Here is an 18111-nt window from a genome sequence, read left to right as displayed (position 1 = left end):
CGCAGGGCCTCGTCCGCGTGATGAGGGGCGATGAGACCTACTCCTGCGACGGTGCGAATACGGAGAAGACATGCTCCGTTGACGTCACCAGCTACAACCGGTATTCCGGTTATGACATCGGTTATGACATCCAGGGCGGATGGGTGATGCAATGGTCGAGGGAGCAGAAGAGCCCGGAGACGATCAAGAACACCGACGATAACAGCGGCTGGATCAACGGTCAGCCCGATGCGTCGGCGCAGGCGGTGCGTGTGGTCTTCAACACTCTGCCGTCGCCGGCGGACGGTATCTACAAGATCGTCATCCCGATGCGCGTGTACAAGAACAATGCGACGAGCAAGAATGTGATCGACACGGGTATTGGCTGGGGGCCCAATACGGTGCAGACCGAGAAATGGGGGCGTACGCAGTACGTCAAGGTCGTTGACCTGCAGCCGCGCGAATGGTCGATTACGAACAAGGTCGAGCTGTACGACAGCGCCGGCAACAAGCGTCAAGGCGACACCGGCCAGGTGGGTGACACGGCCAAATACACCGTGGTGCCGAAGGTGAACTATGTGGCGGACTCCGCGGAGAAGCTCAATCCGACCGTGACCATAACGCTGGACCCGCGTGTGTACCAGCCGGTCAACACGTCCAACAATGACTGGGACATGAAGGAAGGCACGACCACCAATGCCAGCGGTCAGAAGGTCGCCACGCTCACGTTCACGCTCAAGGGCGGCGCGCGTTCGTTCGACAATTATGGTTTCTCCGGCGACCGCGAGCTGCCCGCCATCACGTACGACACGACGGTGAAGAACGCGGCGAGCGGCGGCACGGTCGACAACTCCGCCGCCGTGGAGGAGCTCGGCTACACGTCCTCCGACCGCAAGAACGCGCAATTCAACGTGGTCAAAGTCGAGACGGTGAGCGGCTACATCGCCGCCGACTTCCCGACCACGGAAATCAAGGACGACCTCAAGTGGACGTTCAACCTGACGGCCGGCACGCACACGCAGGGTTACACGGAGACGGTCATCAAGATGCCGTCCGCGAACGACGGTCAGTTGGAGAACGCGCTCAACCTGAACGAGTACACCAAGGGGCATTCGAACAAGGACACGTTCGCGTTCAACGACGTCGAGCTGGATAACGAGAACAGTTCGTCCGGCGTCCAGATCTTCTACTCGACGCAGGACATCACCAACGCCAGCGCTCTCGACCCGAACGCGTACTCGTGGAGCACGCAGTCCTCGGCCAACGTCAAGGCCATCAAGGTCAGGATCCCGTATGATCGGGCGCTGTCCGGACTTGCGGCCGCGCGCGGTACGATCTCACTGAAGCAGTCCGCCACGAGCAGCCGCGAAGACGACAAGTACGCCATGTGGATCGGCGGCACGCACACGCATGACACCGGCGAAGGGGACGTGACGACCAACACCCCGTGGCCGGACGTGATCGGCGTGGTGCAGGGCGAGATCTCCGGCGTTGTGTGGTGGGACGCCAACAACAACACGTACAAGGGCAAGGATGCGGACGGCGAGGAGGAGCCCGGCATCGGCGGTGTGACGCTGCATCTGACGGGTGAGGAGACGCCGGAGATCGGCGGCGGCCGTGCGGATCAAAGCGGCGCATACACCATCACGGTGGATCGCACCACCACGACAGACCCGAAGGGCAATTACTCCTTCGGCGTCGTGCATTCCGGCACATACACGGTCACTGTGGTTAGGGACAAGGGCGACGAGATCCCGGAGGAGATCGCCAGCTACTACACCACCAAGAACCAGCTCGTGAGCGAGACCCGTTCGTGGCTCAACAAAGTGTACGACAACGCGAAGCCGGAGTCCGACCAGATCAATTTGGCGGTTGACGGCACCCAGCCGAACGTGGACTTCGGCTTCTACGCACCGGATCCGAAGGTGACGCTGGACAAGCAGAACAAGAAGATCTACTGCCCGGCGGACGAGACGAAGCCGTGCGAGATCCAGTGGGACGTGACCATCCGGAACGAGGGCAACACTACCATCGCCGCCAACACGGCCACGTTCTCCGACCGCACCAGCGACAACGTGACCATCACCGACGTGAAGACCCGCGTGAAGAACGGTGAGGAATTCGCCGGCACAATGGCGGGCCAGTTCATGGTGAGTTCCTTAGGATACTTGTACCAGATGGACAACGGTCTCAGCACCATCAACAACGAGGCGGTCAAGCTCAATGCCGTCGAGGGCGAGTTCATGCCCGGTACCGTGGTGAATGCTCAATACGGGTGGCTGGCTGACGCCAAGGGCAATTTGTATTATTTGGACAGTTATAACGCCAGTAAGAAACCCGTACTCGATAAGAACAAGAACACGGTTAAGGTGACGGCCGGGTTAGCCGTTCCCCTTATGAGCACTATGGGCCTCTATACAAAAGATAAGACGATGTACGTCGAGAGTCAGGGCAGGCTGTTCTTCGTGTCCGAGAATTCCGCCGTTGAGGTATCTACGTCAAAGAAGGTGCCCGAAGGGTTCATTTATGTTGTTGGAAAGACCCAAGCAGGGACCCATGTTGTCATTGGCATGGAAGACAGCAGCGGATTGGAGCTGACCAACGGTACCGCCACGGGCAAGATATTGACCATTGGGAATGGCATGGTCCCCGGAACGGCTTTTTCGGTGCCGGATAGTCCTAGCACTTATTCCTTGGTCACCGATCGCTCCGGCAAATTGTACCGGATAAGCTTGGATTCGTCCGATTCGTCCGTGACGGGATTGCCGTCTTCGGCGACGTTTGCCGCCGGAATGACATCGTCCGTTGAACCCGCAGGAATGTTTCTGATCACCGACGGTGGCGGAACCGTATACGTCGTTAATGCATCTAAGCGCACAGTTGAGAAGAAGTCGCAGTATACCTCGTATAATCTTGGCGCCGATCGGCTGATACCGGTTAGCACCAGCGGCTACATCACATCGGCCGATGGCGCTTTGTTCTATGCGAAGAGTGACAGCAGTGGCATCGAACTGACGGAAAAAATCTCCGGTACGAAGATGCTGCCCCTGCAGCACATTGGTCGCGACGTGAATGCTTTCATGTCGACGCAGAATGGTCAGGTATACCGTTTGGATGCTGCTGCCTCCGATCAGCCAAGGCTGGTGACGCAATACGCGTTGACAACCAACGGCGTTGATGTGCCACTCTTCGTATCCTATGACACCTATCTGGGTCTTGCTTTGGAGGACGGCACCTACTACACGGTGGAACGTTCGAGCAATATGTTTAATTTTAGGGACAGGAAATCCTTGGATTTCGAGCCTCCCATCTACGACTACGTGCAGCAGAAGACGGCCGTGTCGGAAAATGGAACCGGAGGTAGCGCGGGTTATGTGCTGCGCACCTATGACGTGCCCACGACCATCAAGCCCAACGATTCGGTGACGTACCAGATCAACGGCACGGTGTATCGCGCGAAGGGCACAAAGACCTGGGCCGTCAATCAAGCGTGGTTCGATGCCCCGGACATGCCTCGTTCCGGCACGCCGACGGCTCAGTATGGTGAAGCCGACCAGTACGGTGACGCCAAGTCCGGCAAACCGAACGTTCCGGCGTTTACCCAGAGCGTCAACCCGAACAACAGCGATGAAAAGGTCATAACGCCGTCTTCGGGATCCGAGGTGGATGCGGATACCGGTGACGTGGTGGGCAATAAGTCATGCGTGGTCGGATCGACGTTCAAGAACCGCTCGGCCATTGCGTCCTCGTCGACAACTGCCTCCGCCTCGGCGTCCGCGCTGACGGGCGTGCTGGCCGGCGCGGACGCGAGCGCGCAGAGCCTGTTCAACACGGAGAAGTCTGCGTCGGCGCTCGCGAGCGTCGCCGCTGCTGAGGAATCGCAGTCCTCCCCGTTCGTCACCGAGGACGCCACCCCGGTCTCCGAGGGCGGTTCCGCGCAGGGTCTCCAGCTTGCGGCGGCCGCGGACGGCGACGAGCACACGTTCGGTTCGCGTCAGGGCAACAAGTACACGGGCTCGTACGGTCCTCCCAGCGAGATGCGCGAGGACTCCTGCGATCAGGTGGCCGTAGCCGTAACGGCATCCTCGTCGCCTGCCCCTGAACTTGGTTCCATCGCCGGCTACGTGTGGTGGGACGTCAACAAGGATGGCAGTGACCTCGGTGAATACAGGAGCAAGAGTCTGGAGGGCATTGAGGTCTACCTGCTCGATGCGGCTGGTAACCAGATTTCCAAGACCGTGACCACCAAGGGCCAGTGGCAGAGCTATCCGAGTTACAAGTTCACCAACCTGCCGGTGAGTGCGGAGGGTGTGCAGTACTATGTGCAGTTCTCCAAGCCCGAGTTGCAGCAGGTAAAGGACAACTTCCCCGAGCCTGGTGAGAACGAATCGACGTTGACGAACGCCAAGACCGTGGAATATACGAAGATGAGGTATGCGAAGGTTGATGTCAATGATGGCGGCAGCAACTCTGATTCGGATGCTTGTGACGGCAACAGTGATTTCTGCGTCACGTCATTGGGCAACAAACTGACCGGTCGTACCAATGTCATTACGCTGACCAGTCGGCGGAAGAATTGGACCTACGTGGACGCCGGTGTAGTGCTCTACGGCCCGTCCATCCGAGTCGAGAAGTTCATCGATCTCAATGGTAACGATAATGACGGTCAGGACACCGATGGCAACGTCACCAACCAGGCCGAATACGAGGCGGAAAACAACGTCTCCGTGCCACTGGACGTCAACGGCAAGCCCGAACAGCAGACGGTGACGTTCGTCATCACCAATACCGGTGATGAGGACCTCAAGGACGTCAACTACATCAAGAACGATGCCCATCCCAACGATGGCGACAAGACGGTGGCGGGCTCCGACGTCACAGGCATCAGCTGTCCGCCATATTTCAACAGGACCTTGGCCGTGGGCGACCACATTACTTGTGTGGGTACGCTTCAGCTCAAGGCCGGCGAATACCACGAGGACACGATCACCGTATCTGCCGTCGGCGTGAACTCCGGCTCCAAGGTGAGCGACACGGACGGTATGCGCGCCCATGCGGATATCCCGGTGGACATCCACAAGCTCGACTACGCGACGAACGACCTCGTACCCGGAGCCGAGTATACGGTGAAGGCGTGCTCGGACGAGGAATGCGCAACGACGACCGGCGATCCCATCGGCACCATCGTCACGCCGGGAACCGACGACACAGTGAAGTCCTCAATCGTCACACTGCCGATTCCCCGTTACGCCAACAAAGCCAACGGCGAGGATGAGAACGGCGACGGTATCCCGGATGACGGCGACTCCGACAACGACGGCATCTCCGACATGGCCGGCAAGGCCACCGGCGAGACGAAGTACTACCGGATTGAGGAGTCCCGCGCGCCGGACGGGTATCTGCCCACGGTCGGCTGGTATTTGCTCACCGTGTCCGGCGACCCGGACGTGAAGGATGCATTGGCGCAGAACCGGTTCTCATTCACCGCCGAGGCCAAGGAAGGCGCCGAGCCGGTTATCGACGATAAAACCAAGGATGACACGACCAACGGGCACCACCTGACCATCTCCACCACCGACCCCACCGAGGTGAAGATCAAGAAGATCGGCGAGGATGGCCAGCCGCTCGCCGGCGCCAAGTTCACCCTGTGCCTGTACGGGCAGGAGAGCTACAAGGGCGCATGCCTGACGGACTCGGCAGGCAAGAGGCTCGAGCTGGAAACCGCTTCGGATGGCACGCTGAAGATTGCGAAGTTCCCGAACATCGCGAGCAACGGCCTCTCCGCCAAGGAGAGCACCTACGTGCTCACCGAGACTGTGGCGCCCACCGGCATGATGAAGCTCAACGACGGCATCCTGCTGTACTGGTCGGCCACCGGCGGCGAGGACGGCAAGGGCGGCTGGGTGCTTGAGGCGCTTGATTCACGTGACAAGGTGGGGTCCGAGATCCTCAAAATCAAGCGCGTCAGCGTAGCCGGACCAGATGGCCAGCCGGTCGTCGGCGCCAAGTACAAGCTGTGCGTGGAAAACAGCGAAGTTTGCCTTGATAACGCTATTACGACCGATGCCAACGGCGAGATGGTCATCGACAAGTTGCCAGGCGAGGGGGATCCGAAGAGTCGATCCTATACGCTGACCGAGCAGTCGGAGTCGGTGCCGGAAGGCGTGAACCCGATGAATACGGCAGCCGCATTGAGCTGGAGCAACGAGAACAACGAGTGGTCCATCTCTCTGCACTGGACCGACGACGGCCTCCTTGTCGTGACCAACAGCTCCTACACCCTGACCATCACCGACCCCGAGGGCATCACGTCCCTGCCGCTGACGGGCAACTGGTCGGCGCGCGACTGGGTGCTGTTCGGGCTGTTCGCGGTGGTCGTGGCCGGCGCGGTGACCGCCTACTACGTGTGGCGCAGGCGCAAGCCGGTGCCGATCGCGGAGCTGGACGCGGATTGGACGTCGTGGGCGCCTGATCCGGACGGTCCCGACGATGGTCCGGGAGGCGGCCAGCACAGGGCCGGGCAACCCGGGCAATCCGGGGCGCAACCCGAATAACTGAACAGGAACAAGCTTTTCGCCCCGTGTGCGGTTTGGCGCGGAGCGGGTTTGCAGAGGACCGATCGACGGCGTGAGTCATTGGCGTGAGGAACGCCGCCGACCGGTTGGCTGCGGAACACACAACAAAAAGAAGGTAAACCACAACCAGCCTCCAGCTTACCGGCTCAAAACCGGCCGGCGGGGGCGGAGAAAGGAATGATCTCTGATGAAGGGTTCATTATTGAAGAGGGGTCTTGCCGCCCTCGCCGCCTTCGCGGTCGGTCTCGGCGGTCTCGCCCTGGGCGTCGGCTCCGCTAACGCGGTTGCACCGCAGCTTGGTACGTCTATTACCCTGACGGGTTCAGATAATCAGTTGGCAAATAGTACGAAGTTCCGCGTACTCAAGATCGCCAGCTTTACCGCTAACGAAGATGGCACCGTGACTGTCACCACTGTGGATGACGTCTTGGAAACGGTCAAGAGCGTGGAACCGGTTAAGACCAGTTATACTGGCGCTGCGACCGCATATGGCGATCCGATTCGCTGGTTGTCAACGCAGAATGAGGCTGCATGGCGTACATTTGCGGATGGTCTGGCCATTACGACTGTTGCGACTTCTGCCACTGTTAAGACGGGTGCGTACAAATCCTCAGCTGACGCCAATCGTTCTGATAAGAAAGCTACGTTGCAGTTCACCGGTTTAGAAGCAGGCCTGTACCTACTTACGGATGCGAACGGTAGCGTTGCTGGTGTGACGCAGTCTCTGCCAATTCTTGTTGGCACGAAGATTGGCACTACCGGTTCCGATGTGCTTACCCATGCGACCGGTGAGGTTGAGGTGAAGAACACCCCGATTCCGCTGGAGAAGACGATCGTGGAGAACAACAAGGATGTCGACGAGGCCACTAAGGGCGTTGGCGACACCGTGTCCTACAAGATCACCAGCCAAATCCCGGACACCAGCAAGTTCACAAGTCCTGATGAGAATGGCAACAAGTACATGTTTAAGTTCACCGATACCCTGAGCAAGGGCCAGGCATATCAGGCTGGCACTCTCACTGTGAAGGTCGGTACCCAGACCCTGACCAAGGGCACGAACTACACCACTACGCCGACTATCAACTCGGATGGTAAAGCACAGCAAACCATCACAATCGATATGAGCGACTACGTGTACACGGCCGGCAAGAGCAAGGATACCGGTCAGGGCGAGATCATCACCATCACGTATGATGCCAAGCTGACTGCGGATGCAACATCTGGATCTACGGGCAACCAGAACAAGGTGCAACTCGAGTATTCGAACAACCCCAACAAGATTACCGATCACGGTACGGTTGACGATAAGACCAAGGTGTACACCTATGATTTCGAGTTCACCAAGGTTGATGGTAATAACGACCCGCTTGCGGGTGCCACCTTCACGATTTACACCGATGCCAAGTACACCACACCTGTGCAGCGTGACGGCAAGGCCCTTACCGCTACCTCTACGCTGGTGGATGGCAAGGCCGTTGTAAAGTTCGCTGGTCTCGACGAAGGAACTTACTACGTCAAGGAAACTGGAGTGCTTTCCGGGTATCAGGATCTGGGTGTGAAGTTCAAGGTTGAGATCAAGCAGAATGCTGACAAGTCGGCCACGATTACGTTCACGAACGAAACCGCGGGTCTTGGCTCCAGCTTGGTGCAGATCAGCAATGACAAGGCTGTTTTGGTCGTGAAGAACATCACCAACATTACCCAGCTGCCTGTCACCGGCGGCACCGGCATTGCGATGTTCTCCGTGATCGGCCTGCTGATCGCCGGCGTGGCGGTGACCGTGGAGCTTCGCGCTCGCGCCACCAAGCGCCAGCTGCTCGCGTAGCAGTTGACTGATTCGCCGTCCCCGCACTGTTGAGGGACGGCGAGTCGGCGCGAGAATGGGTGCCTTCCGTATTGCGGCGGGAGGCACCCATTCCTTGCACGTTGTACATCGTGGTACATCAAACAATTGGCACATCAGGAGCGTACATATGCATAGGGTGCTGTTTCTGCCGGAGGAAGTGGAATACCTCAAATCCACGTCGGCGGTGAAGAACGCGACGGCGAACCGGATCACGTACACGGACTCGTTCAAGCGCATGTGCCTGCGGAGATACCGGGCCGGCGAATCGGCGGCGATCATCTTTGAAAGCGTGGGATTGCCGTCGTCGCTCATCGGCGCAAAGCGCATCGAGCGCAGCATCGCGCGCTGGAAGAGCGATCCATCCCTCACCGAGGACAAAGACCCGGTGGCACAGGCCGAATCCAACCTGCAGATCGCGCAGTCCGACAAGGAAGCGCCGGACGATCGCGACCTGCTCATCAGCCGTCAGGCCCTGCGCATCATGGTGCTTGAACGCGAACTAGCCGCGCTGCGCATGAGCGCGCGGCAGCATGCCATGCCCGCCGCAGCACTTGACGGCGAGGCCGCACTCGTCTGATGGTTTCCTCTTCCGCCCCCGTTTTCCCCTCATCTGCGCGGCCTAGCCGGCCTGATCGCCCTGCGCGACGCCGCTACGCCGGTCCGCCGGCGTTCGAGCGCGTCATCGACACCACCGACCTCATGCGCCGGATCCATCGTCTGCGCCACCGCCTGATCGCCCTGCGCAGCGTGTCCGTCACCCTGTGTGTGGTCGCCGTGTGCGTGGTCTGCTATCCACTGGCCATGCAGTTGCGGTCGGACATCGCCTTGGCCGCATTATCCCAGCAGGTGAGCGAGAATGTGGCCGGGTGGCCCTATCCGCAGGCCGAGGAGGCTCTGGCCGCCGCACGCGCCTATAACGAGCGTCTGGCGCAGTCCGGGCAACCCGTGCTGGGGGAAGTCGCGGACCCGTTCTCCACCACGTCCGGCGCCTCGGGGGCATCCGGCGCGGACGACACAATCTCCTCGCGGGACGAGGAATATCAGAGTTTGTTGGACGCCGGCGACGGGGTGATGGGGACCGTGCGCGTGCCGAGCGTCTCCATCGAACTGCCGATCTACCACGGCACCTCCGAAGCCGTGCTGGCCCAAGGCGCCGGGCATCTGTACGGCACCAGCCTGCCGGTGGGCGGGGAGTCGTCGCACAGCGTCATCACCGGGCATCGAGGCTTGGTGAGCGCGCTCATGTTCACGCGTTTGGACGAGGTGCATGAGGGCGATTTCTTCTACGTGGAGGTCATGGGGGAGACCTTGGGCTACCGGGTGGACCGGATTTCCGTGATTCTGCCGGACGACGTGAGCCAGCTCAAAGTCGAGCAGGGGATCGACCGCATGACGCTCATGACCTGTACTCCGTACGGTGTCAACACGCACCGCCTGCTCATCTCCGGTACGCGCGTGACCATTCCCGACCCAGCGCCTGAACCGTCCAACGTGCCCGATGCGCGCGAAACCATACTGCGCGTGGCGCTCGGCGTACTCGGCGTGGGGTGGCTGCTCGTATGGACGGGGCAGATGGTCTTTTCGCGCGGGTCGTCCTACAGTGGCCTGACCGGCGCCGCTCGTCATCGTGCCTGACTTCAAGTCCGTTGGGCGGGGGATTGATCGGGTTGGGCTGGCCGGTTGCCAGTTTGACCACGGAAGCGCGGTATTTTCTATTCGACCAGCGGAATGCCGGGGCTGGGCGTGAAAGTTCCCCTCTTCCGTGGTTGGATGTGCCCTGCGGTCGACCACGGAATGCGGGTATTGTCTTCATGGCCGGCGGAATTCCGGCCTTCCTCGGGGAAATATCCCGCTTCCGTGGTCGGCAGTCCGCGTCCGCCGAGCCGCGCTCAGTTCACCGCGTCGTGCTGGATGGCCTGGGGGAGGTTCTGCATGCTGGCGGCGGCCACGCACCCGGAGATGTTGCCGAGCGGGCTGTCGTCGGAGATGGACGGGTCGGTGGAGTCCTTGAGGTCGTAGAACGAGGTGCCGAGGACCACGTCGATGAGCTTGTCCTGCCGGTCGTCCATCTGCAGGGCCGCGTCGGTGAACAGCGAGCCGAGCGTGTAGGCCTCCGGGATGGCGTTGGCGCCGAAGTAGATGGTGGTGCGGCTGACGACCGTGTCGGACGGGTAGTCGGCCACGGCGGTGGTGGCGTAACCGCGGTTCTCAAGCTCGTCCTGCACGGCGCGGGCGAGTCCGGAGGAGTCGGTGCCGTTGAGCGTGCGCACGTGGATCTGCGACGGGTCGATGCGCTTGCCGTCGAAGCCGTCGGGCAGGCACGGCGCGGTGACGCCGAAGTTCGGCTTGGTCTGGTCGGCCTTCCTGGACTTGCCGATCACGCCGTAGAACACGAGCAGCGCCAGCACCATCGCCACGACCAGCACGACCGAGGCGATCGAGAACACCAGACGCTGCCGGTTGCGCACGAACGCCTTGCGGGCCTCGCGCTCGTCGTAATGCTGTGAATCCGTCATAGTTCGCCTTCCGCCGATCTTCCCCAATACCTTATCGTTCCGCGCTGACCGTCAGCGGCGTGGCCGCGGAAGCCCCGGCAGAAGTGCCAGCGGAGGCCACGGTGGCGGTGACGCGCGGGCGTGCGGGTGCGTCCGCCGCGATGATCCGGTCCGCGGCGCGCGTGGACCGCCAGTCGTCCGCGATGCGGCGCAGGACCGTCTCGCTGGGCACGCAGGCCACCACGGACGGGCCCGATCCGGAAACGAACGCCATGGTCGCTCCGGCAGCCAGAGCCACGTCAATGGCCCGCTGCGAGCGCGGATGCAGGTCGACGGCGGCGCGCTGCAAGTCGTTCATATGATCGGGGTCGGCGCCGATCTCGTCGAAGCGGCGGTACACGTCCGGCGTGCGCAGCTCGTCGTCGTAGGCGCCCACGAGCAGCCGCCCGCCGAAGCCGGCGTCCCGAAGGCGCGCGATGTCCTCATGATCGTCGTCGAGCGGCTCGATGACCTCGCCGAAGCCGGAGCCGTGCGCGAAACCGCCGTGCAGGCAGAACGGCATGTCCGCGCCGAGCGACGCGGCGATCGGCTCCAGACGCTCCACGGGCCAGTTGAGGCCCCACAGCACGTTGAGCGCGAGCAGCGTGCCGGCCGCGTCCGCCGAGCCGCCGCCCAGCCCCGCGCCCACGGGAATGCGCTTGTCGAGCGTGATGGCCACGTCCGTGGACTCGCCGCACGCCTCGGCCAGCGCGTACAGGGCCAGCACGGCATGATTGCGGCGCATGTCCGAGTCGGTGTGGGCCAAGTCGCCCAAGTGGGCGCCGGCGAGGTCCAGCGAGAAGCCGCTGCCGGGCAGCTTGCGGGTCACGGTGACGCTGTCCGTCACGCCCACGCCGCAGTAGATGGTGTCCAGCGCGTGGCGGCCGCCCCATTCGGCGTGCGTTTCGCCCACGCGCAGCACGAGGTTCGTCTTGGCCGGACAGTCCACGGTGACGCTGGCGACGGTATGGCCGCTGCCGTTGCTGTGCTCACTGCTCATCGGTGCCCTCCTCGTTGACGGCGTTGATCGCGTTGCCGGAACCCGCCGCGTTGCCGGAATCCGCGTCTTCCATGGTACGCACCGCATGCGCGAGCCGCACGAACTCGTCGATGGTCAGCGTTTCGCCGCGACGGGTCGGGTCGATGCCCGCCGCCTCGAAGGCGCCCGCGGGCACGGTCTTTTTGAGCGCCGCGTGCAGGGTCTTGCGCCGCTGGCCGAACGCCGCGTCGATCAGCGCGAACACGGTCTTGCGCTCGGCCGGATCATATCCTTCGCCGGCCGGATGACGGCGGAAGCGCACCAGCGCGGAATCCACGTTCGGGGCCGGCCAGAACACGTTGCGCCCGATCACGCCCGCACGCTCGGCGGTGCCGTACCAGGCGAGCTTCACGCTCGGCGTGCCGTAGATCTTCGATCCGGGCGCGGCGGCCAGACGGTCGGCCACCTCCTTCTGCACCATGACGAGGAAGGAGTCGAGGTTTCCGAAGCGCTCGAGCAGCGTGAGCACGATCGGCGTCGCCACGTTGTACGGCAGGTTCGCCACCAAGCGGAACGGGCGGCCGCCGGCGAACTGCGGCACGTCCGCCGGAGTCACGGTCAGGGCGTCGTGCAGCACCACCGTGAGCCGATCGGACGCCTCGGGCATGAACTCGGCCACCGTGTCCGGCAGGCGCTCGGCCAGCGGCGGGTCGATCTCCACGGCGGTCATGGTCGCGCCGGTTTCGAGGATCGCCAGCGTGAGCGATCCCAGTCCCGGTCCCACCTCCATGACCTCGGTTTCGGCCGTGACGCCGGCCTCGCGCACGATGCGCCGTACGGTGCCCGGGTCGATGACGAAGTTCTGCCCGAACTTCTTGGTCGGGCTCACGCCGGCCTCCTGCGCGATGCGGCGGATGTCGGCCGCGCCCAGAAGGTGGCCGGTCTCCGTGGTTTCCGTGTTCTCCGCGGGGGCGGCGTCTGCGGGTGCGATGGGGGCGTTCTGCGTGTCCATGCGTTCGTTCTCCGTGTATCTGTGTCCGATGAGGTCTGGGTGCCGTTGTGCGGCGGGCTTGTGTGTTGTGTGCCGGGTGGTGCGTTTGTGGGCACGGCGTGGGCACATTGTGGGTACAACGTGGCCCGTTGCCTGACACCTCATTAGTGCGATTAGTGCGGTTGGTGCCCGATCAGTACCATCCCTTGCGCTGCCAGTAGGCCCACGCCGCGGACGGGCTGCCGTAGCGCCCGGCGATGTACGTCAGACCCCAGTCGATCTGCACGGCGCCGTCGTCCTGCCAGCCGTAGCCCATGTTCCAGCCGGGCAGGGCCTGCGGGATGCCGTAGGCGGTGGACGTCGGATTGTCCGAATACCACTGCCAGCTGGATTCCTTGGTCCACAGGGTCTCCAGCGCGGTCCAGTCGTCGCCGGTCCAGCCGCGTTGCGCAGCCGCGCCGCGCGCGTACGCCTTGGCCTGCGCCACGGTGGGGTGCCACAGACGGGCGTCGGACTGCGGGATGCGGTTGTGGTTCTCGTACCACGTCTCCAGCTCCTCGCGCGAGACGCCGGTGGGCGGGGTGTCCGAGTCGGTGGAACCGGAGTTGCCCGAATTGCCGGAATTCCCGCCGGCGGGCGGATTGCTCGTGGTCGGGGTGGACGTGGTGGGCGTGCTGGTGGTGGGCGTAGAGGTTGTCGGGGCGCTGGTCGTCGGCGTCTGCTCGGGCGTCTCGGACGGTTTCGCGGTCTCCGCGGGCGTCTGGGTGGGCGTGCTCGTCGTTGGCGTGCTCGACGGTTCCTGCGTCGGCGTCTCGGTCGGCGCGGCGGTCTGCGAAGGCGCGGCGGTCTGCGAAGGCGCGGCGGATTCCGACGGGCTGGCCGTCTCGGTCGGATCGGCCGTTGCGGACGACGATGCATCCGTGCCGGCGCCCGCGCCCTCGCTTGGGCTTGCGCTGGCCTCCGGCTCCGGCGTCTCCACCTTCTCCGGTCCGACGGCGATGATCGTGTCGAGTGCCTGTTTGGTCACCGTGCTGCCGGTCAGCGTCTCCTCCTCGGCCACGCCGTCCACGTACGTGACGCTGTACGTCTCGGTCTTCTCGCCGTCCTGGCCCTGCTGGCGGATCTCGGTCGTGCCCGGCGCCAGCGAATCGTCGATCACGGTCTGCGTGCCGTGCGGGATCGCCACCGTCTTCGTGGTCTCCCCGTGCGTGACGCGCTGGACGCGCAGGATGGTCGTGCCGCCGTCCTTCTCGACGCTGACGCGGTCCTCCTTGCCGAGCGTGATGCCCTTGGAATCGAGGATGGACGCGGCGGGCAGCTTGCCGTCCGGCGCGATGGAGGTCTTGCCGTCCGCGATCACCGTGACCGGGCCGCTTTGATTGATGACGAACCCGCCGGTGAGCTGGTTGTACACGTTCTTGATGTCCACCGTCACCTTGGCCGCGTCCGCCTCGTTGCTGGCGAAGAAGCCGAGCAGCTGGTCCGCGCTCGTGGCCACGGTCCAGAAGGGCACCTCGGTGCCGTCGATGACGATGGTGGTCTGGAAGGCGGATCGCACGGTGACCACGTCGTGGTTCTTCACCGTGTCCGTGCCGGAAGTGGACTGGACCAGATCATGGGTCTTCACGTCCACGCCCTGCTCCTGCAGAAGACGATCGACGCTCATCGCATACGTGGTGACCGTGCGCGTCTGCCCGTTGACGTCCAACGCCACGGACTTGCGCGCGCCGATGCCGAAGCTCAGCACGCTGGCGACGACGACCGCCGTCACGCACGACGCCACGCGTATGCGGCGCAGCGCCACAAAACGCTGAGGTGTCCAACGACGTGCCATGCAACCTCCCAAAAAGCCATACTCCACGCCGATTGTAGCGGCGAATCCTCACGGTGGCGCATGATCGCGGCGGTTCCTTGCACCAACCCCCACATTTACGCCCCGGCCCTCTTCCCCGGACCGGTCGCGCCCTTTTGGACAGGGAGCGGGCACTCCCCGTCCGGCACGCGCGGAATCCCCGGAATAAAGCCGTTTTCAGGCCTTCCGGACCGGGAGTGCCCGCTCCCTGTCCGGGGGGAAGGCTCACCCGGTGCAAACGGACGATTTTCGCCCTGAATTCGTCCGTTTGCACCGGGTGACCGTGGTGCCGCACGCGCACGGACGCGAGAAGATAAAGAGAAGATAAAGAGAAAATAAAGAAAAAGGGGGCGGGAGAGAAGGGGATGGTCCCGCCCCCTGGGGCAGAGCTGGTTGGGGGAACGCTCTGCCCATAACCAGAAGCCGTGTTTGGGGGAAGGCTCCTGGGGTAACTTACACAAGAGAAGTATTGAATTATCCCCTGTCTGCGGTTTTCCCCGTACGTGTAATTCTACGCGACCGGATGGAAAATCACAATCAGCGAGCCTCCTGTCGGGATCGAACCGACGACCTGCCGCTTACAAGGCGGCCGCTCTGGCCATCTGAGCTAAGGAGGCGTATTCGGCGCTTGCGCGTCGAACGAATGACCAGCATATCCCGATTGCCCGCGATTCGCCAATCAACGCTTCTCGGCCTGTCCCGGAAGACTCAACCGCTATTATGCATGCATTTGCTGAAAACGATGCACGTCGGGGATGTCGGGCGTGTCTCGATGGCGAGCAATCGGCGTCCAACCAGTGGACAACCGGATGTCCGGCCGGCTTGCAACCGGTGGAGCCGCACGCCCGGCAACCCCCGCAAAACGGCGTCAGGACGCGGGATACAGCGGCTTGCCGTCCGCGCCGATCGACGGCAGCGTGCTCGTGCCCACCTGAGCCTCGTCGAGGCCGATCGCCTTGAGCAGGCCCTGCGCGAGCGTGGTGCCGGTGTCGATCGAGTTCCAGTCCCAATACGTGCCGTTGATCGTCACGATCGGCGTGCTGACCTGGCCCTTGTAGCGGCCGGACACGTTCGCCAGCTCCTTGCGGTTGATGGTCACCTGCGTCTCCGCGGCGATCCAGTCGTTGTACTTGCCGTCGCTGATCGTCTTGGCGAGGTCCTCGCTCACGCCCGCCTTGACGGCCTGCTGCTGGATCTGCGCGTCCGACGTGGCTACGTAGTTTGAACCCTCCTGCGGCTGGAAGTCCTGCGAGTACAGGGCCTGGATGAACGCCAGCAGATGGGTCGGATCCTGCTCGGCCACGTTGATCACGGCGTTGGCCGCACGGGTGGAGTAGTTGTCCGTCGAGTAGCTGTCCATGAACGAGAGGGGATGGACCTCGAGGTTGATCTGGCCGGCCTCGACCATCTTGATGTTCGTCTCGCCGGTGCTGCGTTCCATGTTGCCGCAGCCGGGGCAGATGAAGTCCATGTAGAACTCCACGGTGGGCACGCCCTCGACCGGCTTGTTGATGCCGTCCTTGGAGATGAGGAAGCCGTAGTCGTCCGTGGCGCTGGCCGGCTTGACGGCCACCTTGTCCACTTCGCTCTTGAGCGCGGTGGTGTCCACCGGACGGTTCTTCCACCAGATCACGCCCGCGACCACCGCGATGATCACCACGATCACGGCCACCACGGTCGCCCCCAGGATGGTCTGCTGCCTGCGCTCCTTGGCCGCCTGCTCGGCGCGCGCCTTCTCCGCCGCCGCTCGCTGGGCCTCGCGCTGGGCGCGGGTGCGCTGGCGGTTCGTGTTCTTTGCCATGGATGTTCCTCCCCATTTCACGATTTGCCGCGCCCCAGTGTATCGGCCCTATCTGAACAACATGTGATGGCGGTGACGGCGTTCGCGGTGAGCTTGCCGGCGATCACAGACCGATCAGGGCGGTGATGATCGCGATGGCGAACAGGGCGGTCACGGCGAGACCCACGACGAGGTCGGAGCGCGAGTCCTTGGACGCCGGGGTTTCGGGCGCGGGCTCGGGTTCGGGCTGGACCGGCGGCTCCCACGGAACCGATTGCCCCAGCGTGGCCGCGGGAACGATCATCGGCGGCCGCGGCGGCTCCCACGGCTGGTTGCGCTCCCACAGCGTGCGCGGATTGTCGTCGTCCGCCCGCCTGTCTGGCTGGACGTCCGGCTGGACGATCGATGCTCCCGGCAGCGTTCCGGGCAGCGCCTCCGGCATGGCCCGCGTGGCGGCGATCGGCGGTTCCGGCGGCGGGCTACCTGCCGAAAAGCCTGCGCCAAAAGGGCGCACCACCTGCGTTTCCGCATTGTGCGTGATCGGCGCGGCGGGCTGGTCGTCCCCGGATCGGCCATCACCGGGCTGGGCGGCCTGCACGGGCGGTTCCGGCGGCGTGAGCAGCACGGACGGCACGGGCGCCGCATTCGTCGGCCCAGTCCCACTCGTCGGCCCAGCCCCCGGTTCCTCCACGGCTGCCGCCTCCCACGTCCCCGGCTCCATGGCGTCGCGTCGGATCGCGTCCAGCAGCTCGTCGGGCGTGCAGCGCTCCTCAGGATGCGGGTTCAGGGCGGCGCGGAACGCGGCCATCGTGCGCGGCGGCAGCCCGGTGAGGTTCGCGTTGCCGGACGCGGCCCGCTCAAGCACGGTCATCATGGGCTTGGTGCCGAACACGGGCTTGCCGGTGGCCGCGAACGCCAGCACGGCCGCGGTGCTCCACCAGTCGGTCGCCTCGTTGGACTCCGCGCCGTCGATGATCTCCGGGGCGATGAACCCCGGCGTGCCCATCACGAGCCCCGTGCGCGTCACGTGGCTTTCGCCCTCGCCCATCGCGATGCCGAAGTCCACGAGCACCGGCCCTCGCGCGGCCACCATCACGTTGGTCGGCTTGATGTCCCGGTGCACGATCCCGGCCGCGTGCACGGCCTTCACCGCGTCGATGAGCTTGGACGCCAACCGCTCCAGATCGTCGCCCACATACCGCCCGTTCGCGGCCACGTCGTCCTTGAGGTTGCGCCCGTCGATGAGCTCGGTGACGATGAACGCCACCGCGTCGTCCAGTTCCATGTCCACGATCTGGCACACGCCCTGATGGCGGATCTTGCGCATGGCCATGGCTTCGCGGCGCAGTCGCTCGCGGGCCGGCACGTTGCTGCGCAGGTCGTCGTCGTTGAGCGAATCGCGCAGAATCTTCATCGCGTACACCTGCCCGCCGCCGTCGCTCACGCGCCACACCGATCCCATGGCCCCGGCTCCGAGGCGTGAGATCAGGGTGTAGCCGCCCACCATCGCACCGGGTTCAAGGTCCAAAACGCCAACATCGCTCATGTCTCCATTGTGCCGCGTGCGTGTTTGCG

General features: G+C 63.5%; 9 protein-coding genes, 1 tRNA gene and 1 pseudogene. 4 read left to right on the top strand and 7 right to left on the bottom strand.

What is annotated here, in order from left to right:
- The first annotated feature begins 20 nt into the window (after positions 1-20).
- From DSM100685_RS05175 to DSM100685_RS05160, 4 genes are all read left to right on the top strand, one after another.
- A complete protein-coding gene (locus DSM100685_RS05175) occupies positions 21-6533 on the top strand; it encodes a SpaA isopeptide-forming pilin-related protein (RefSeq protein ID WP_152350295.1) in 6513 nt (2170 codons plus the stop codon).
- A gap of 208 nt (positions 6534-6741) precedes the next feature.
- Positions 6742-8379: a SpaH/EbpB family LPXTG-anchored major pilin gene (locus tag DSM100685_RS05170; RefSeq protein ID WP_152350294.1), complete on the top strand. Its 1638-nt coding sequence runs from the start codon at positions 6742-6744 to the stop codon at positions 8377-8379.
- Positions 8380-8527: 148 nt separating this feature from the next.
- Positions 8528-8977, top strand: coding sequence for a transposase (locus tag DSM100685_RS05165; RefSeq protein ID WP_239512664.1), 450 nt, complete (start codon positions 8528-8530; stop codon positions 8975-8977).
- A 104-nt stretch (positions 8978-9081) separates the two neighbouring features.
- Positions 9082-10035 carry a class C sortase gene (locus DSM100685_RS05160; protein WP_420837377.1) on the top strand — a complete coding sequence of 318 codons (954 nt, stop codon included), beginning with the start codon at positions 9082-9084 and terminating at the stop codon, positions 10033-10035.
- Between the two features lie 254 nt (positions 10036-10289).
- Here DSM100685_RS05160 and DSM100685_RS05155 read toward each other — a convergent pair whose 3' ends face one another.
- From DSM100685_RS05155 to DSM100685_RS10955, 7 genes and pseudogenes are all read right to left on the bottom strand, one after another.
- A complete protein-coding gene (locus DSM100685_RS05155; RefSeq protein WP_152350292.1) occupies positions 10290-10916 on the bottom strand; it encodes a LytR C-terminal domain-containing protein in 627 nt (208 codons plus the stop codon).
- 31 nt (positions 10917-10947) lie between these two features.
- The gene (locus DSM100685_RS05150) at positions 10948-11934 is read right to left on the bottom strand and encodes a 4-(cytidine 5'-diphospho)-2-C-methyl-D-erythritol kinase (protein WP_152350291.1); all 987 of its coding nucleotides are present in this window, start codon (positions 11932-11934) and stop codon (positions 10948-10950) included.
- Positions 11924-12925 carry a 16S rRNA (adenine(1518)-N(6)/adenine(1519)-N(6))-dimethyltransferase RsmA gene (gene rsmA / locus DSM100685_RS05145; protein ID WP_152350290.1) on the bottom strand — a complete coding sequence of 334 codons (1002 nt, stop codon included), beginning with the start codon at positions 12923-12925 and terminating at the stop codon, positions 11924-11926. The genes DSM100685_RS05150 and rsmA overlap by 11 nt, the downstream gene beginning before the upstream one ends.
- A gap of 172 nt (positions 12926-13097) precedes the next feature.
- Positions 13098-14738, bottom strand: a complete 1641-nt coding sequence (locus DSM100685_RS05140; RefSeq protein WP_152350289.1) for an aggregation-promoting factor C-terminal-like domain-containing protein — start codon at positions 14736-14738, stop codon at positions 13098-13100.
- A gap of 561 nt (positions 14739-15299) precedes the next feature.
- Positions 15300-15373 (bottom strand) — tRNA-Thr (locus DSM100685_RS05135).
- Positions 15374-15624: 251 nt separating this feature from the next.
- The gene (locus tag DSM100685_RS05130) at positions 15625-16557 is read right to left on the bottom strand and encodes a DsbA family protein (RefSeq protein ID WP_152350288.1); all 933 of its coding nucleotides are present in this window, start codon (positions 16555-16557) and stop codon (positions 15625-15627) included.
- Positions 16558-16792: 235 nt separating this feature from the next.
- Positions 16793-18082: pseudogene (locus tag DSM100685_RS10955) on the bottom strand (serine/threonine-protein kinase); the annotation flags it as partial.
- Positions 18083-18111: the final 29 nt, after the last annotated feature.

Origin of the sequence: Bifidobacterium avesanii (assembly GCF_009299475.1) — a bacterium.
In the GTDB taxonomy this organism is placed as follows: Bacteria; Actinomycetota; Actinomycetes; order Actinomycetales; family Bifidobacteriaceae; genus Bifidobacterium; species Bifidobacterium avesanii.
The sequence above is the reverse complement of the archived record's forward strand: the minus strand, read 5'-3'. Positions and strand labels throughout refer to the sequence as shown.